Consider the following 17,237-nt stretch of genomic DNA (forward strand, 5'->3'; position numbering starts at 1 on the left):
TGATTGGAGGATTAGGCTAATGCTGCTTGGAATAGATTTAGGAACAGGCTCTGCTAAGGCTTTGCTCCTAGCGACAGACGGAACCACTATAGGTGAAGCATCAAGCTCTTATCCTGTTCATGCACCCCAACCAGGATGGGCTGAGTCGGAACCAGGGGATTGGTGGTTAGCTGTTGGCGAGGCTGTTAGGAAGGCAGTGGAAAATCACGCTCAAGAGGTACAGGCGATCGCACTTTCAGGGCAAATGCACGGTGTTGTCCTAGCAGATGAGTCGGGTCAGCCCCTGCGCCCTGCTATCCTCTGGGCAGACACTCGCTCTAGTGCCACGCTTAGCGCTTATCATTCGCTCGATGCCGCTATTCGAGAGCGCTTGGGCAACCCGGTTACGGCTGGAATGGCGGGTCCAACTTTGTTGTGGCTACGAGAACACGAGGCTACTGTGTACACCGAAGCGCGTTGGGCACTCCAGCCAAAAGATTGGCTGCGGTTACGGATGACTGGAGAAGTTGCAACCGAACCATCTGATGCTAGTGGTACTTTGCTTTACGATGTTGTGTCGGATAACTGGGCCGAGGATGCCATCTGGGCGCTGAATCTACGTGGTGATTGGTTACCAAAAATTATCCCCTCTAGTGCGATCGCAGGCTATTTAACAACTGTTGCTTCAGAGCATCTTGGCTTAAGAGTTGGCTTACCCGTTATTGCTGGTGCGGCGGATACGGCAGCGGCGGCGCTTGGTAACGGACTACTAGAGCCTGGATTGGTTCAATTAACCATCGGCACAGGCGCTCAAATCATTACACTTCGATCGCAACCAATTATCGATCGTCATGGTCGTACCCATCTCTATCGAGCGGCCGTACCTAACCAGTGGTACGCCCTTGCAGCCATGCAAAATGCGGGGCTAGCGCTTGAGTGGGTGCGAGGTATCCTCGGCTTGAGCTGGCAGCAAGTCTATACTCAAGCGTTTTCTGTTCCCCCAGGATGTGAAGGATTGACATTTTTGCCATACCTCACGGGTGAGCGAACTCCACACCTCGATCCCTATGTACGTGGGGCATGGGTGGGGCTTGGACTGCATCACACACAGGCGCACCTGATGAGGGCAGCTTTAGAGGGAGTTGCTTTTGCCTTGCGACAAGGTTTTGAGGCACTTGAAGCAACAGGTTTTAAAGCGACAGAACTGCGTTTAGCAGGCGGTGGAACTGCAGAAATGCCTTGGAAACAATTACTGACCGATGTATTGAGAATACCCCTCTATGCAACTACAGTTGCTGCGGCTTCCGCGCGTGGTGCTGCTCTACTGGCGGGTATCGGAATTGGCGTATACGCAGATGCTAATGACACCATCAAACTGGCAGCCACACCAATGCTTGCTGCCACTCCCCAATCAGTTGATCCAATCCTAGAAGAGGCTTGGTTTCGATATCAATCTCTTTATCCACGACTTAAAAAAATGTCATAGGAGTTATGCCTAAAGGGGGAGGTACTAGAACCTATCCACAATTTACTCTTAAGCTAAGACTGTTTAACATCTGTCAAAGAAAATAACTAAGTTTACTACAAGAAGAGGTAGATATTACATGAATATATTAGCTGGAATTAAGTTACAAAAATCAGCCGAGACCTCGGATGTATATATACGGTGTAATGAATCTGCATCTATAAACTACCAGGAAGATGACAAAAAAGTTGTTTTATCTCAGGGTGGTGTTGTCTCCTCAAATTCTTACTTTAATTCGTTTTACGAGAGATATTATACTCAATATACAACTCTTAGCTCTATCTACTATGTGCTGAAACTTGAAGGCGATTTTAAAGTTTCTGTTTACAGAGAATTTGATGGACAAAAAAACAAAGAAATAATTTCTGAAGAGAGCTTTGAGAAATGTCAATTCTCTGACCCTGTAAAAATCTCACCAATAAATCTCCTTCAAGGCAAAAAAGCGGGCAGAATATATTTTGAAATAACCTGTTCTAGTGAACATGGTGAATTTAAAGGAGGATGGATAGCAACTGATCAAAGTAAAACTAGAGAAGTATCATTGGGGATTGTCATTTGCACCTTTAAAAAAGAGGACTTCATACAAAATACATTAACTGCAATTTTTCAAGATGATTTGCTAGAAACCAAAGACTTTAAAGTATTCGTTGTTGATAATGGTAGAACTTTAGATGAAGCTGATTTCGGAAAGCCAAAATTGAGGCTAGTTCCTAATATAAATGCTGGTGGAAGCGGGGGCTTTACCAGAGGGTTGGTCGAAGCTTTAGAGGAAAAAAAATATTCTCATTTTTTGCTTATGGATGATGATATAGAGTTAGAAAGTGAATGTATTTATAAATTATTTCCTTTGTATGAATACGCCACTTCGGATTTTGCTGTAGCGGGTGGACTGCTAAATTTACAGAAAAAGCATATGTTGTATGAAGCAGGAGCATCGTACAACGCCTATTCTAAAACTAGAGGATTTGGGCCTGGGGCATTAATTGCTTTAAATTATAATATCGATTTACGAGATTCTAATTCTCTCAACAGGTTGCTCAAGGAAGAAGATGTAGACTATGGCGGATTTTGGTTTTTCTCTTTTTCTAAGGAACTTGTCGAACAAACTAAATTACCGCTGCCTTTATTTATCAAAATAGATGATGTAGAGTTTGGTTTAAGAATAAAAGAGTTGGGCAATAACATTGTAGCTTTTCCATCAATGGCGGTGTGGCATCAACCAGCGGCGGCCAAAAATGTAAATTGGGAAAATTATTATTATATCCGCAATGATTTAATAGCTTATTCCATCCATTATTCTCCAGAATATATGGCTGCAGTTGAGCATTTGACAAAAGTAATACTTCAGGCTTTAGCAAAATTTGATTATAATCATGTAGAGATGGTTGTAAAAGCTTTTGAAGACTATCTAAAAGGCCCAGATTTTATCAAAAACACTGACCCAGAAACCTTTCACATGAGCATTGTAAAGCTTAGTAAAAGCTATAATAACCAAAATGAGGTAGATAAAGTAGCTGGTACTAACCTTTTGACTAGGTGGTTTAAAGTTGCTGCTGAAGGTATTAATGAATGGTCATCCGTAAGTGAAAAATGGAAAAGAGCTTCACAGGAGATGACATCTACTATATTTTGGCAGCAATACCTTGGGCTAAAGAAATAGAATTGACCGCCTCCACTGGTTGATGGTTGACAGCTTAGGCCGCCAGCAACTCAACGATTCACAACAAAAGCGCCTTGGAATTAATTGTGGTAGTTGACACTCCCCCGTCACAACGTAGCTTGACGGGGAATTCTTCCTTCACAGCTTGATGCCAAGTAAAAGCAGTGCCTTTACTTGGTCTTACTCTACCTCCAGAAGCTACGAAGGTTGCCCTACACCTCAAATTCGTAAACCTTGATCTCTAATGTTTTTTAGCTGCATTGATGTTTATATCAGGGTGAGGCCCGCATTAGGGCATTCCCACTTTCTGATATCCAATGAAAGCCAATTTACAGGAGATTGCCAGCTTATAGACGGCAATAGCAGCATTTAGAAACCAGTTTTTTAGATGTTGAGGATTAATTAAATAAGCGTGCGAAGTGCGACCCTGATTTAGTATCACATGGAAGCAACTTGAGTTAAATGATGACATAATCTTCGTCCAAAACAGCTTGAGTGACCTGTGGTTCCGGCTCTACTGGGTCGCTGTAATGAGTCTCAATGTGTTGGATGAAACTTTCCCGATAAGCTTTGAGATGCGAGTTAAGTGCTTCGAGATCCTGCTCTCCTGTCGCGTAACCCCTCTCTCTTCGGAAGTGACCGGATTCCTTAACAAAAGCCATGTCAACTTGCCACAAAGCTTTATCAATCGGGCGATATGCCAAATCAACAATATCGTAAGCGGCGAAGCCTTGGGACTTCATAAAGCTCATTACATCATACATCTGACCGAACAAAGTAACTTCTACAATTACATATTCAGTCTGCTGCAAAATCTCAGTTGCTCCCGCTAAAACATCTAACTCCTGTCCGTCTACATCAACTTTAATTAAATACGGGCCTGGCAAATTTCTTTCCCTGCATATTCCATCCAGGGTAATTGCTGGTATGTTTCTCAGATAAGGATTGCTGCTGTCAGTAACCCGATTTTCAGAAAGTGAAGAATGCACCATACCGGGACTGACGCTGAGGGTGAAAACTCCCGATTCTTTGGTCGCTGCTGCAATAATGTATTCTGCACTTTTGAGCTTGCGGCAAATTTTGGCGAGGTAAGGTTCATTTTCGGCGATGGGTTCAATGAGCAAATGTCGCGAATTGGGGAAAGTTTCGTAAAGGTTAAAAGTTCCCAAGGCTGCACCGACATCAATCACAGTTTTTGGTTGAAAACCTAACTTTTTAGCCAGCAGCAAGCTGCCTGACATCGAGTTTCTGAGAGGTTCTGTTTGTTGGTTCACAATTTTTTCCTACTTTTTTGAAGGTAGATAAACGTCAAATTGGTGGGAGGTTGTGTTGGTTCCTCAATCTCAAATATTCCACTATTCTCTACATTTTTTCTTAGTAACAGGCTTTTGGGTCTGTTCCACAAAAGAATTGATTTGTAATGGAACAGGCCGAAAAGCTTTTGAGATTGTTGCTAGATGTGAGTCAACCCAACCTGCTACTATTTAGCCGACTTCTGCGCCTTGTTTTCCGGTTCGACAGATTGCAAAGCTTCGTCGAGAATTGCCCGTGCTTCTTCGGCTTTACTTCTAGCTTCTCGATAGCGGACGTTAGCTTGAGCAAAGTTTTTGAGAACCTTGAAACCATCTTTCAAACGACCAATTTCCTCGGCAGTCACAGCCTCATCTGTAAACAAAATGTCGATCGCCGCCCGGATTTTGAGTGCTTCCTCGCGGGATTCCATCACTTTCAATTTGAGACTTGCCAAATTGCTCAAAATCTGCACGGCTTCAGTAATCGCGTCCTCGCCTTCAGACGCAGCATCTTCGATATCCTTAACTTCAACAAACTGCTTGGGCCCAAATCCCTCCACGAGTTCCGTAGGCAGCTTTCCCTCATCCATGAGATCCATCAGCCGATCCATCGCTTCTTCCCGGGCTTTGGCTGAATCTTTCCCTTTGACAGTTAAAATAATTTCGGGGCTTTGAGGAAGTGTATAGCGAACCATATTTTGACAGCCTGTGCGCGAAAACAATTGAATGATATTTTATCTTTATTCGATCGCCAGTTGCAGCTATCAATCTGCTCCCTTACCAACCGCTTGCCAAAACTTGACACATATACACTCAAAAGGAACCCTCGACAATGAAAGATAAATTTCTTAACTTGCTTAACTTGCTTTTAGTAGCTGATGTGTTTTTCGTCTTTGCCATTTTTGGGTGGTTTGTGATCGCAGTAGCAGGTCGCTCGACCGGGGTGAATCTCGGTTTTGATTTGTGGTACAGTCTCTGGCAGCCCGTATTTAATCCCGCCCTGGGAATTCTTATGGGCGGTGCTATTCTCAGCGGTATAATTAACCAAGTTTCTAAACGCCTCAATCCCAAGTAAAATTGATGTTTTGTTGGAGACGGTGATTGGCGATGCTACTTAGTTGCCGATCGAACTTGTGGAATGCGTCAGAGATGACGCACTCAATTAGGTCGATGAAGCTTGAAAATACATAAGTAGTCAAAAACGAGTGAAACGCTCCCCATAAGAGCGAGATCTTATAAAAGCAATCACAAAAGTTATGATTGCTTTACATTCTGTTACAGAGTAAAGTTTATTTTCGCCTACCTATTAGGTCGGAAATAAGGATTGGACGATCGGGATCTAAAAAAATCAAGTCATGTTCTGAGTAACAAAAGTCGGGCATTAATTATGGGAGAACAAAAATGTATCGGTATCCTCACCAGCGGGGGTGACTGTGCAGGCTTAAACGCAGTTATCCGAGCCGTTGTCCACCGCGCAACGGGAACTTACAATTGGAAAGTCATGGGCATTCGTCAAGCCACCAAGGGATTGATGAGTCGTCCCCCTCAAGCAATTCCCTTGGATATTGAGAAAGTAGACTCGTGGCTCACCATTGGCGGTACGATGCTAGGCACGACAAATGAGGGCAATCCTTTTGCCTTCCCGATGTCTGATGGGACTCTACGCGATTGTTCTGAGGACATTATCGAAGGCTATCACCAACTAGGTTTGGATGCCTTAATTGGCATTGGTGGCGATGGCAGTCTTGCCATTCTCAGGAAGATTGCTCAACAAGGTAATTTGAATTTAGTTGCTATTCCTAAAACTATTGATAATGATGTCGGAATTACCGAGCGTTCTATCGGTTTTGATACGGCTGTCAATATTGCTACTGAAGCACTAGATCGCTTGCATTTTACTGCCGCCAGTCACAGTCGCGTTATGATTGTTGAAGTCATGGGACGCGATGCCGGACATATTGCGATCAGTGCCGGAATTTCTGGGGGAGCTGATATAATTCTGATTCCCGAAATCCCTTACAAAATTTCCCAAATCTGCGCCCAAATCCAAGAACGCCAAGACAGGGGAAAAAACTACTGTTTAATTATAGTAGCGGAGGCTGTTCGCACAGAAGCAGGCGAATTAGTAATGCACACAAATCGCTTAGGTCAAAGTCGATTAGGCGGAATTGGTCAGTATTTAGCTGATACAATTTCTGACTGTAGCGGTGCAGAAACCCGCGTCACCGTTTTGGGACATACTCAACGCGGGGGAACTCCTTCACCGCTAGAAAGATTAATTGCTTCGGCTTTTGGCGTGGCAGCAGTTGATTTAGTTGCCGAAGAGAAATACGACTGCATGGTATCTTGGCAAAAGCGGGAAGTTGTGAGCGTTCCTCTGGAAGATGCGATCGCCAAATACAGACCTGTAGAGTTCAATGGTACTCTGGTTAAAACTGCCCGCGGTTTAGGGATTTGTCTGGGAGACTAAACAATTACCCGTCCGATTTCTCAAAGTTTTAGTCGGGGACGCACTCAGAACCACGAAACTCGGTTAACCGAGACTGAGGGTTTTAAGCCAGTGTATTGTGGTTAAAAAAACCAAGGTGCTCACCGGCCGTGCTTCCAGGACTAATATTAACCTGGAAGTAGTGGCGTTTCAACTAGGATTAGTGTACCTTGCAATTAGTTCCGAGCGAGTATCGACATCGAGTGCGATCGCGCTCGGAACTACAAAATACCGCAACAAGTAGAAAGGTGAGAAATTGACACCATTTACTGCACAAATTAGAGTGCGTCATTACGAAATGGACGCCCTCGGTCACGTCAATAATGCTGTCTACCAGCATTATTTAGAACACGCTGCGATCGAACATTTAGAACACTTGGGATTTACACTCGATCGCTACCGGGAACTGGGCGGCGTGTTTGTAATGCGGCGGATAGAGATTGACTATTTGCGATCGGCCGCTGCGGGCGATCGATTGGAGATATCTACTTGGATCGAACAAATGCGCGGCCCGCGCGCTGTCCGCCGCTACGAAATTCGCTTACTTGGAAATGACGAAATATTGTTAAAAGCCGAGGCGCTTTGGGTTTGGGTTGAAGTTACCACCATGCGACCGCGAGCAATTCCCAAACAAATAATTGATATTTTTGAATCACAATCTCAAGCATTACCAACATAGATAAAAAATCAACTATTATATTTGCAAAATTATGTAAAAATCTATTGGTTTGTAGTGAGGACTTCAGTCCCCTATTCCCCGTTTGTAGAAGTGCAAAAAGTTGATTGTCGCCGGGGCCGCAAATTCCGATGGCAAAAAGTCGGATTGCCCGCCTGCCAGTTTGGATGCCACAGAGGTACGATGGAATATAGGGAGGGAGGCCAAGCCGGCGAAGGTTAAGCTTGGTGACAATACCCACAGGAAGGAAAAAATGACACTTAACTTGCGGCGACCGATTTTAATAGGCGGAATAGGACTTTCAGCAGCGCTGTGGCTGCTGGAAACTCTACAGCATTCGGGTTCAGAAATGGGCGAAACAGCACTCATCGGCTTGGCTGCTGCCGGTGCGGGGTATTGGTGGTGGAAGCAACAATCCCCCAAACTGGAACTCGCACTCCCGGAACCCCTGGCGAACCGGGAAGCAGCCGAAAAAGCGATCGCGGCTTCCGAAGCCACTATTAAATTGCTGGCTTCAGAAGCTCCAAACTCCGCCGATCCTGCTAATCTAACAGCAAAGCTCGATCGGCTCAGAAGCGAATTAGACAGACAAGATTTGCGGATTACCGTAACTGGCGGCAAAGCTGTCGGCAAAACAGCCTTAATTCAAGTTTTAAATTCTAATTGGGCATCTCAACACCCGCAAAAGCTTAGTTTACAAGAAACAGCACCGCTATTTGCTAATACGAATGCCGATGCCAAAATCAATGGTGATTTAGCGCTGTTTGTGACAGCGGGCGACATCACAGATTCCGAATTTCAAACATTATCTCAGCTAGCAGCAGCAGGTCAGCGCGTGCTGCTAGTCTGGAACAAACAAGACCAATATTTGCCAGAACAGCAGTCGCAGGTTTTGAACTCTTTGCAGCAGAAAATGCAAGGAATATTGGGAACCGAAGATATAATTGCGATGGCAGCTTCTCCCAATTCTATTAAAGTGCGCCAGCACCAAGCGGACGGCACATTTAAAGAACGCATCGAAAAACAAGTCTCTCAACTCGACGCGCTGACGGAAAGATTGACTAAAATCTTAACTGAAGAACGGCAACAGTTGGTCTGGGCGAGTGCAGTGCGCGAGGCTGCAAGTATCAAGTTAGAGGCAAAAACCTTATTAAATGCGGTCAGGCGCGATCGGGCAATTCCCATTATCGAACAATATCAGTACATCGCCGCCGCCACCGTGTTTGCCAATCCGGTTCCCGCTTTAGACTTGCTAGCAACAACCGCCATCAGCACCCAGCTCGTAATCGACCTCGGCGCTATCTACCAGCGAAAGTTTTCCTTAGACCAAGCTAAGACAGTAGCGGCTACTTTGGCTAATCAAATGTTCAAATTGGGATTAGTAGAACTGTCTACCCAAACTATCACTGGACTGCTCAAAAGCAATGCCGTCACCTATGTAGCAGGAGGCGCGGTGCAGGGAATTAGTGCAGCATATTTTACCAGAATAGCAGGACTGAGTTTAATTGAATATTTCCAAAGTCAAGAACTGGAAACTGCTGCCCAAGGCATTTTCAATCTCGACCAGTTGACTAAAACTTTGCAAGCAGTATTTACGCAAAATCAGCAAGTTTCCTTCTTGCAATCTTTCGTCAACCAAGTGGCGAGTCGCCTTTCATCTCAGGTATCTGGGCCCGAAACCGTTAAGTCGGTTGCCAATTAGAAGTAGTCCAGCATCTGATGTTAAATTGGGTCGATTGCCCAGGAAGTAGGTAGGGACACGGCAGTGCCGTGTCCCTACCTACTTCCCCAATAAAAAATTATAAATTTATGAAAAATTGTATTAAAATAAGAAATAGGATTTATAATTCGACGATCAATTATACCTGCTTAAAAAAGCCGATCGCCAATGGCTGACAATTCCCTTCAAGAAAATCGCTTATCCCTTGCCCGCGCCAGTTTGCGCGAAGCCCTGGCGCGCTATTCCCACCTGCGCCAAGGGAAAAAAAACTCGAATAATACAGAATTAGAAGCGGCGCTGCAATATCAGTTAGATATCTTAACTTCCACCTCAGAAAAACTAGACCACAACGTCATTCGCATTGCTACTTTCGGCTTAGTCAGCCGTGGCAAGTCAGCCGTATTAAACGCGCTTTTAGGTCAAAAAATTCTGCAAACAGGCCCTCTCAACGGCGTGACTCAGTGGCCGCGTTCCGTGCGCTGGAGTGTGCCTTTATCCTTCCTTGACAGCGACGAATCCCCCCAACCCCCCCTTGGCAAGGGTGGGAAAGGAGGGGTGCAAGTAGAATTAATCGATACTCCCGGACTTGATGAAGTTGGCGGCGAAGTGCGCGGCGAAATGGCGAAACAAGTAACTCGCCAAGCTGACTTAATTCTGTTTGTCGTTGCAGGCGATATCACCAGAACTGAATATCAAGCACTGTGCGAATTGCAAACAGCTCAAAAACCAGTAATTTTAGTTTTTAATAAAATTGACCTTTATCCAGAATTAGACAGAAAAGCTATTTACCAAAGTTTGCAAGCGCTGGGAAATTCTGAAGAGTTAGCAGCCGCTGCGGTAACAGAGGAAACAGATAGCGAAAATTTGTCCGATCGCCCAAACAACTCCTCCGATAAATCTACCGCAAAATCACCGCCTAAAATTGCCAAATCATTAGAAATAGTCATGGTAGCCGCCGAACCCGCGCCGGTGCAAGTCCGAGTGGAATGGTCCGACGGAAGAGTAACTAACGAATGGGAGTCGCCACCCCCGCAGATAGACGAACTCAAACATAAAATTCTCACAATTCTTAACAGAGAAGGTCGATCGCTCCTCGCTCTAAATGCTTTAGTTGAAGCTAGAGATGCCGAAGCAAACATTGCCCGTCACGTTCTCAAATTGCGGCAAACAGAAGCCGAAGATTTAATCTGGCAATTTGCAAAATATAAAGCTTTGGCTGTCGGTTTAAATCCAGTGGCATTCTTGGATGTAATGGGAGCAAGTGTCGCAGATTTAGCCTTAATTCGCTCTTTATCCAGACTTTACGGCTTACCCATGACGGGTTACGAAGCCGGGAAACTTTGGCAGACTATTTTCTCCAGTGCTGGCGGCGTACTTTTGGGAGAATTGGGTAGCAGTTTCCTGTTGGGATTTGGCAAAAGTGCGGCGGCTGCGGCCCCGCACATCGGCTTTTCTACTTTTGCCGGAGTCGCTGTCACTCAAGCTAGTTTAGCAGCTTACGGAACCTACGCTGTCGGTCGGGCCGCCCAAGTTTACTTAGAAAAAGGCTGCACCTGGGGCCCCCTGGGACAAGATACGGTAATTCAAGAAATTCTCGCCACCATCGAGCGTAATACAATTATCGATCGCTTGCAGCAAGAGTTTAAAATTGGCAATTAAAAATTGTCCTAGTAGTTGAGTAGGGTGCTTCAGGAGAGGATTATTTGTGAATAATCGAAGAGCTAGGATATGACGCATCCTACTGCTTTTATTCTTATACAATTGTCAAAAAAAAATGCAACTGTAGCTAAGCTTCCAACCACGATATTCATCAGTAATTCCCACTTCTTTAATCGAAAATCGTATTACCGCCTCGCGATTCTAACGCCTTCCCTAAAATGGGCGATCGTCGCAATTACCGCTATAGAAAAGTAAAATATTCTAATCAGCCAAAAACAAACCCGCATTGACCAAGAAACAATAGTCGGAGCAATACCAGTGAACTGTACAAATCTGGAATTAACTCTTTTTTCAAAGCTGTCAAGGTCTTTCATCTCCGATTGTTTCGTCGGAATAACGGGAAACTGACCAGTATATACGTAATAACCGATAAAACCAGGCAATCCTACTTTTCTATTCAAAAAGGAGTTAGTTAAGGTTGCAGTTTGCGGAGGCGATAATTTATCGGATTCTTCCACTTTTTCCAGCCAAGAATTATATCGAATGGCTGGCGTAATCATGAAAACTAAGGGAACTATAACTATCAACACAGCAGCACTAATTTTGCGACCGTATTGAGGGTGTAAAAGCCTTGTCGCCACACCCACTCCCATACCGATAAAAGCAAATACCAATATATTTAACAGTTCAATAATTTCGATACCCCTCAACAAATCGCCGATAATCAGAAGTGTATATAATAATTTGTCGGCTAGTAGCAGAGCGGCCCACTTGATGAGAATTGAAACGCCTACAATAGTAGCTACAATCGCCACATACCCGATGGCACCTAGAACGTACAGGAAAATCGAACCGGCTTGTTTGAATGATTGCATGGAATTATTCACTAAGTGAAAGTTTAGGAGTCTGATTGACAAAATTTTTTAAAATTTAGAGCAATCTGGAGTTCCAAATTTGATTTTTAAAATAGATTAGCTTGACATCTTGAAATCAATCTACAATCGATCGACAAGTTCCCGCGCCGCCGCTTTGGTGACTTGTGCGATCCGTTCCTTCACAACATCCTCTTCGATCGCCCTCAGCTCTGTTTCTTGTTCGCGATCGATCCCCAACCATAAAAGATACTCGATATTACCAGCCGGGCCAAGTAAAGGCGACCACGTTAAGCCGCGTTGCTGCCATCCTAAAGCTGTGGCTGCCTTCCACACTTGAAAAATCGCATCGGCTTGAGTTGCTGAGTCTCGCACTACGCCTTTTTTCCCGACTCTCTCGCGCCCTACCTCAAACTGCGGCTTTACCAGCAACACCGCTTCTCGCGGTGGTGCCAACAATTCCCACAGCGCCGGTAAAATCTTATCCAGGGAAATAAACGACACATCTACTACCGCCAAATCTGCTCGCTCAGAGTCGCCGTAAAGCTCAGCAGCAGTCATGTACCGCAAATTGGTGCGTTCTTTCAAAATTACCCTCGGATCGTTACGCAAGCCCCAATCTGCTTGACCGTAGCCAACGTCTACGCCGTAGACTAGGGCGGCGCCGGCTTGCAGCAAACAGTCGGTAAAACCGCCTGTGGAAATGCCGCCGTCGAGACAAATTCTGCCTGCAACGGGAATTGCAAAAACTTCTAAAGCTTTGGCTAATTTGTCGCCGCCTCTGGAAACATAGCGCGATCGCTCTTTGATCTGAATTTTTGCTGAAATATCGACCTCAGTGCCCGGTTTGTCAACTACCTGTTGGTTGATAGAGACTTTCCCAGTCCGAATCAAGGCCTGAGCTTGCTGTCTGGAACTGCACAAATCTAGGCTGACCAATAATGTGTCTAGTCGCTGTTTAGCCAAGGTTTTTAATCTGTACGGATAGGGTTAAGCAGTACCAGATTAGCACTTACGCACAAGCCCCACTGCTAATTTTTGGCGATTATTTTGGTTTTGCGATTGTCGCGGGGCGATCGCCCCAGCTCACATTATGTGACTGAGATCGCTCTGATTGTGTAGTTTTATCACAGATATACCTTCATAAAATCACACAATAATTTTTGCGACTAGCAGATGATTTATATGCAGCTAAAAGCGCTACAAATACCATCAGGGCGATCGACCATGAAAACAATTAACTTTCCTATCAGAAATTCGGGCAATTGTCAAGAAAATCCCCTCGCCTTCGTCAGCGGTGACATCATCCACATTCTTTACCCCAATGGCGAAGTAGAAGCAACAACCACCGAACAAGTGGATCTGGGCCAAACCAAAAATCCCCTGGACAAATGCCTCGTCTGGGGATGGGTTGACGATTTTTAGTACCAGTTTCAAACAAGAATGCAATTATAGGGAAGCTCCAAACCCTTAATTCATAAGTCATTCCCAATTATTCAAATTTTTAATCTATAATTTTTAATCTGAAATCTTTAATCTGAAATTGTATAACCCATAAAAAAAGATCGCTTGGAGGCTGTGAGGCCAAAAAAAGCGATCGATCTAACGGCTGCTAACTGCCAGCCACAAGTGCAATTTGCTGCTAAAAGAACTAGCAAATTGACTTAAATATCTTGTTCGCTCAATTCGCGAATCATGTAATCAAAAGGCTGATCCAAAAAAGGCCCCACAGACAAGCCAGCAGCTTGCACTTGAGCCTTAACCATCTCCTTCATAATGCTAATCCCCATCACCGTCGGGCCAATGGGAACGCTTAGAGAATTGTAAGTTTCCCGCAAACCTTGCAGCACGCGCTCGTCGAGCACGTCGGTACTTCCAGCCACTAGGGCGTAAGTAGCATAGCGCAAGTAGTAGTCCATATCCCGCAGACAAGCCGCGTAGCGACGAGTCGTGTAGGCATTTCCACCAGGACGGATCAGTTCCGGCTGTTCAGCAAATAGCTGGATACCAGCTTGCTTGACAATTGCCGCAGCATTGCTGTTAATCGCAGCCGCCGCCTGTACCCGTGCCGTGCCCGTTGCAAAATAAGATTTCAACCGATCGATACCATCTCGGTCTAAATACCTACCAGCAACATCATAGTTTTCAATCAGGCTCGTCACTGCATCGCGCATAAGTTTCTCTCCCAAAAATCTTTATCAATACTTTGCTATCTGAGACAGACCGCCTATTGTAGACTACTACAAATCGGCGTTTGATTAAGATTTGAGATAGGATTTTCACGAAGGGTAGTCTATCCGCGGCAAACTGTCGTAAAATTTAGCCGTTTGCCTGGTATCTTCAGCCGAAAAATAATCCACAGGGCAAAAATCTCAAACTGCCCGGCCGCAGTGGGCCGCTATTTCAAAATTTTGTAGCCATAGATACAAAATAGTGGATACTGAAGGCCTACGATCGCCCACACAGTCTGAAATCGGCCGATCGCCAAGACACAACCAATATCAGGAGTAAGTCATGTTCCAGACACCCCAAGAAGCCTTAAACTACATACAAGAAAATAAGATCCAGATCGTTGACCTCAAATTCATCGATATGCCGGGGATCTGGCAGCACCTTTCCCTGTACCACGACCAAATCGACGAAACTGCATTCACAGACGGCGTACCCTTCGACGGTTCCAGCATTAGGGGCTGGAAAGCCATCAACGAATCAGACATGACGATGGTCATCGATCCGACCACCGCTTGGATGGACCCGTTCATGGCAGAACCTACCATCAGCTTCATTTGCAGCATCAAAGAACCTCGCACCGGCCAACCGTACAGTCGCTGTCCTCGCACCATTGCCCAAAAAGCCATAGACTACTTGCTTTCGACCGGTCTCGGCGATACAGCATTCTTTGGTCCGGAAGCAGAATTCTTTATTTTTGACGACGTTCGCTTCGACCAAACCCAAAATTCCGGCTACTATTACGTAGATTCGATCGAAGGTCGCTGGAATTCCGGCAAAGAAGAAGCAGGCGGCAACCTCGGCTATAAACCGCGTTACAAAGAAGGTTATTTCCCAGTAGCACCAACCGATACCTCTCAAGACATGAGAACGGAAATGCTGCTGACAATGGCAAAATGCGGCGTACCCATCGAAAAGCACCACCACGAAGTCGCCACCGGCGGTCAATGCGAACTCGGTTTCCGATTTGCCACTTTAGTACAAGCCGCCGACTACTTGCTGACTTACAAATACGTCATCAAAAACGTCGGCAAAAAATACGGCAAAACCATCACCTTCATGCCCAAACCGCTGTTCAACGACAACGGTTCCGGGATGCACGTTCACCAGTCGATTTGGAAAGACGGCCAACCTCTATTTGCAGGCGATCAATATGCAGGTTTCAGTCAAATGGGACTGCATTACATCGGCGGCATTCTCAAGCACGCACCGGCACTTTTGGCAATCACCAACCCCACGACCAATTCCTACAAGCGTTTAGTTCCGGGCTTTGAAGCGCCTGTAAACTTAGCTTACTCTCAAGGGAATCGATCGGCATCAGTACGGATTCCGTTGTCGGGAACCAACCCCAAAGCCAAGCGGTTAGAATTCCGCTGTCCCGATGCCACATCCAACCCCTATTTAGCATTTGCAGCCATGCTGTGTGCCGGCATAGACGGCATCAAGAATCAAATCGATCCGGGCGAACCTTTGGACGTGGATATCTACGACCTATCCCCGGAAGAATTGAGCAAAATTCCTTCAACTCCCGGTTCCTTGGAAGGCGCTTTAGAAGCTTTAGAAAAAGACCACAGTTTCTTAACTGAAACCGGCGTATTTACCGAAGACTTCATCCAAACTTGGATTTCCTACAAACTCGACAATGAAGTCAACCCGATGCGGCTGCGTCCTCACCCCTACGAGTTTGCTCTCTATTACGACTGTTAGAAAATTAATAATTAAAAATTAAAAGTTAAAACTGGTAATTATACCATTTTTAGCCTGTGATTTTTAATTAATAAGAACGCCGCCCTTAAAAGCGGCGTTTTTTTGGAGTTTAGAACTTCTGGATCAGCGCCCAAACTCTCCCGTTACCCGACACTATCTGGGCAACGCTGTTAGTAGTAGGACCCATTGTAGCCTCAGAGACATCCTCTACAGCCCATTTAGTTGCTTTCTCATCAACAATAAACAAATCGTCAGCGGTAGTGCCTTCCTGAACCCGATATATCTTATTCAAAATGAAACGCTGTCGCGCCTCAGCTTTTGGTATGCCCGTAACTTCATCAGGATCGATAGAGAGGGCACTGCCTTCTTTTAATGTACCTTTCGAGTTGCTTAAATTACGATCGTCCCTTTGAGCAACTCGCACGCCGTGAAGCTGGAAACCAGCCTCTGTCTCAGAGATATTTGAGACAGCAGCTACCGCCCCACTTTTTCCCAAACCGAGAACCCCTGCAAAAGCTGTCAAAATTAGCAAAAGCTTGAAATTATTCACTGTATTTATGCTCCTTTGTTTGTGAGGTGCTGCACTCATTCTAAATTAGCAATTAGCAATTAACAATGACTAAACGATGTCCGATATTTTTGTGATGATCCGCAATCAGAGTAACGTCGCCATGACTTCAGTTGACGGCATTGCCTTTGTCACTTTACTGACTCAAGAAGGACGGGTGCTGGCCGAGGAGACAGTTGACCTGTTTGAGGCTGATGTGAATTTTGATAACCTGAAGCCGGGAAAATATACTGTAGTTGTCAGGCACGAAGGCGTTGAACCTCGATCGGCAACCTGTAGTGTTACAATCACCGATGAAGATAAAGTAATCATGCTGACATTTGTTTACTTGGAGCTAGAACGGGTGCTGCTCCGCATTCAAACTTCAACAGAAGAAAGACTATGACCGTGAAAGTTACTCCGCCCAATTCAATTAAAATGTTTCGCTATCGAGTACATTTCTTGGCAAAAGACCTCTGGAGGGAAAAAAACCCGGTTTGTCGGATGAATCTGGCTTTACAGTTAGCTGATGTGGCGACAACTCTGGCTAGATTAGAAGTAGAAGAGGCGCGAAAATTTCAACAAGAGTCTGCTAGTGTTGAGGCTTCAGACTCGACGGAACCTGAAGAGTTTTGAGTGCGTGAGATTGCTTTCTGCGATCCGCGCCACCCTTGCGTGATAGCAGTTTAAAAAATAATCTAACTGTATAAAAGCTCCCAACCCTGATAGTCATCAGTCATTTTTAATCTAAAGTCTAAAATCTAAAATGGTATGGCTCGCAACTCAAAACTATTGTCATTTGTTGAGCTAGTAAAAAAATTGTCTGTATAAAATTGAATCTCCGTGCTAAACAATAACTTTCTGCCTTGCGAGGTAATTCGTT

18 protein-coding genes are annotated in these 17,237 nt (G+C 45.0%); 12 read left to right on the top strand and 6 right to left on the bottom strand.

Annotated elements, in window-relative coordinates:
* Nucleotides 1-19 precede the first annotated feature (19 nt).
* On the top strand, nucleotides 20-1,465 hold the full coding sequence (xylB, locus tag NDI35_RS12120; protein WP_445312950.1) for a xylulokinase: 1,446 nt from the start codon (nucleotides 20-22) through the stop codon (nucleotides 1,463-1,465).
* 118 nt (nucleotides 1,466-1,583) lie between these two features.
* Nucleotides 1,584-3,164 carry a glycosyltransferase gene (locus tag NDI35_RS12125; RefSeq protein ID WP_445312951.1) on the top strand — a complete coding sequence of 527 codons (1,581 nt, stop codon included), beginning with the start codon at nucleotides 1,584-1,586 and terminating at the stop codon, nucleotides 3,162-3,164.
* Nucleotides 3,165-3,622: 458 nt separating this feature from the next.
* Here NDI35_RS12125 and NDI35_RS12130 read toward each other — a convergent pair whose 3' ends face one another.
* Both NDI35_RS12130 and NDI35_RS12135 read right to left on the bottom strand, forming a co-directional pair.
* A complete protein-coding gene (locus NDI35_RS12130) occupies nucleotides 3,623-4,438 on the bottom strand; it encodes an FkbM family methyltransferase (protein WP_445312952.1) in 816 nt (271 codons plus the stop codon).
* Between the two features lie 206 nt (nucleotides 4,439-4,644).
* Nucleotides 4,645-5,151: a hypothetical protein gene (locus NDI35_RS12135; RefSeq protein ID WP_006634121.1), complete on the bottom strand. Its 507-nt coding sequence runs from the start codon at nucleotides 5,149-5,151 to the stop codon at nucleotides 4,645-4,647.
* Nucleotides 5,152-5,261: 110 nt separating this feature from the next.
* On the opposite strand from NDI35_RS12135, the gene NDI35_RS12140 reads away from it, so the two are divergent.
* From NDI35_RS12140 to NDI35_RS12165, 6 genes are all read left to right on the top strand, one after another.
* Entirely contained in the window at nucleotides 5,262-5,531 is a 270-nt protein-coding gene (locus NDI35_RS12140) for a DUF8620 family protein (RefSeq protein WP_510182636.1), read from the top strand.
* A gap of 312 nt (nucleotides 5,532-5,843) precedes the next feature.
* Nucleotides 5,844-6,926 (top strand): ATP-dependent 6-phosphofructokinase, encoded by a 1,083-nt coding sequence (locus NDI35_RS12145; protein WP_190735044.1) that lies wholly within the window; start codon nucleotides 5,844-5,846, stop codon nucleotides 6,924-6,926.
* Between the two features lie 97 nt (nucleotides 6,927-7,023).
* Nucleotides 7,024-7,188, top strand: coding sequence for a hypothetical protein (locus tag NDI35_RS12150; RefSeq protein ID WP_445312953.1), 165 nt, complete (start codon nucleotides 7,024-7,026; stop codon nucleotides 7,186-7,188).
* 12 nt (nucleotides 7,189-7,200) lie between these two features.
* The gene (locus NDI35_RS12155) at nucleotides 7,201-7,623 is read left to right on the top strand and encodes an acyl-CoA thioesterase (protein ID WP_445312954.1); all 423 of its coding nucleotides are present in this window, start codon (nucleotides 7,201-7,203) and stop codon (nucleotides 7,621-7,623) included.
* Between the two features lie 250 nt (nucleotides 7,624-7,873).
* The gene (locus NDI35_RS12160; RefSeq protein WP_445312955.1) at nucleotides 7,874-9,322 is read left to right on the top strand and encodes a YcjF family protein; all 1,449 of its coding nucleotides are present in this window, start codon (nucleotides 7,874-7,876) and stop codon (nucleotides 9,320-9,322) included.
* A 186-nt stretch (nucleotides 9,323-9,508) separates the two neighbouring features.
* A complete protein-coding gene (locus NDI35_RS12165; RefSeq protein WP_445312956.1) occupies nucleotides 9,509-10,999 on the top strand; it encodes a DUF697 domain-containing protein in 1,491 nt (496 codons plus the stop codon).
* Between the two features lie 185 nt (nucleotides 11,000-11,184).
* Here NDI35_RS12165 and NDI35_RS12170 read toward each other — a convergent pair whose 3' ends face one another.
* Together NDI35_RS12170 and NDI35_RS12175 are read right to left on the bottom strand one after the other, a co-directional pair.
* The gene (locus tag NDI35_RS12170) at nucleotides 11,185-11,874 is read right to left on the bottom strand and encodes a hypothetical protein (RefSeq protein ID WP_333213612.1); all 690 of its coding nucleotides are present in this window, start codon (nucleotides 11,872-11,874) and stop codon (nucleotides 11,185-11,187) included.
* Between the two features lie 120 nt (nucleotides 11,875-11,994).
* Nucleotides 11,995-12,837, bottom strand: a complete 843-nt coding sequence (locus NDI35_RS12175) for a TlyA family RNA methyltransferase (RefSeq protein WP_445312957.1) — start codon at nucleotides 12,835-12,837, stop codon at nucleotides 11,995-11,997.
* A gap of 219 nt (nucleotides 12,838-13,056) precedes the next feature.
* Here NDI35_RS12175 and NDI35_RS12180 point away from each other — a divergent pair, with 219 nt between their 5' ends.
* Nucleotides 13,057-13,296: a hypothetical protein gene (locus NDI35_RS12180; RefSeq protein ID WP_445312958.1), complete on the top strand. Its 240-nt coding sequence runs from the start codon at nucleotides 13,057-13,059 to the stop codon at nucleotides 13,294-13,296.
* Nucleotides 13,297-13,535: 239 nt separating this feature from the next.
* On the opposite strand, the gene apcB is transcribed toward NDI35_RS12180, so the two are convergent.
* Entirely contained in the window at nucleotides 13,536-14,045 is a 510-nt protein-coding gene (apcB, locus tag NDI35_RS12185) for an allophycocyanin subunit beta (RefSeq protein WP_333036060.1), read from the bottom strand.
* A gap of 340 nt (nucleotides 14,046-14,385) precedes the next feature.
* Here apcB and glnA point away from each other — a divergent pair, with 340 nt between their 5' ends.
* Nucleotides 14,386-15,807 (top strand): type I glutamate--ammonia ligase, encoded by a 1,422-nt coding sequence (glnA, locus tag NDI35_RS12190; RefSeq protein ID WP_445312959.1) that lies wholly within the window; start codon nucleotides 14,386-14,388, stop codon nucleotides 15,805-15,807.
* 109 nt (nucleotides 15,808-15,916) lie between these two features.
* Here the strand turns inward: glnA and NDI35_RS12195 are convergent, their stop codons facing one another.
* A complete protein-coding gene (locus NDI35_RS12195) occupies nucleotides 15,917-16,357 on the bottom strand; it encodes a hypothetical protein (protein ID WP_445312960.1) in 441 nt (146 codons plus the stop codon).
* A gap of 76 nt (nucleotides 16,358-16,433) precedes the next feature.
* Between NDI35_RS12195 and NDI35_RS12200 the strand changes: the two genes are divergently transcribed.
* Nucleotides 16,434-16,760, top strand: a complete 327-nt coding sequence (locus NDI35_RS12200) for a hypothetical protein (protein WP_333084935.1) — start codon at nucleotides 16,434-16,436, stop codon at nucleotides 16,758-16,760.
* Nucleotides 16,757-16,990, top strand: a complete 234-nt coding sequence (locus tag NDI35_RS12205; RefSeq protein WP_333084936.1) for a hypothetical protein — start codon at nucleotides 16,757-16,759, stop codon at nucleotides 16,988-16,990. Before NDI35_RS12200 ends, NDI35_RS12205 begins: the two co-directional genes overlap by 4 nt.
* The last annotated feature ends 247 nt before the right edge of the window (nucleotides 16,991-17,237 follow it).

The sequence above is a fragment of the Microcoleus vaginatus FACHB-2002 genome (assembly GCF_040004035.1).
GTDB lineage: Bacteria > Cyanobacteriota > Cyanobacteriia > Cyanobacteriales > Microcoleaceae > Microcoleus > Microcoleus vaginatus_C.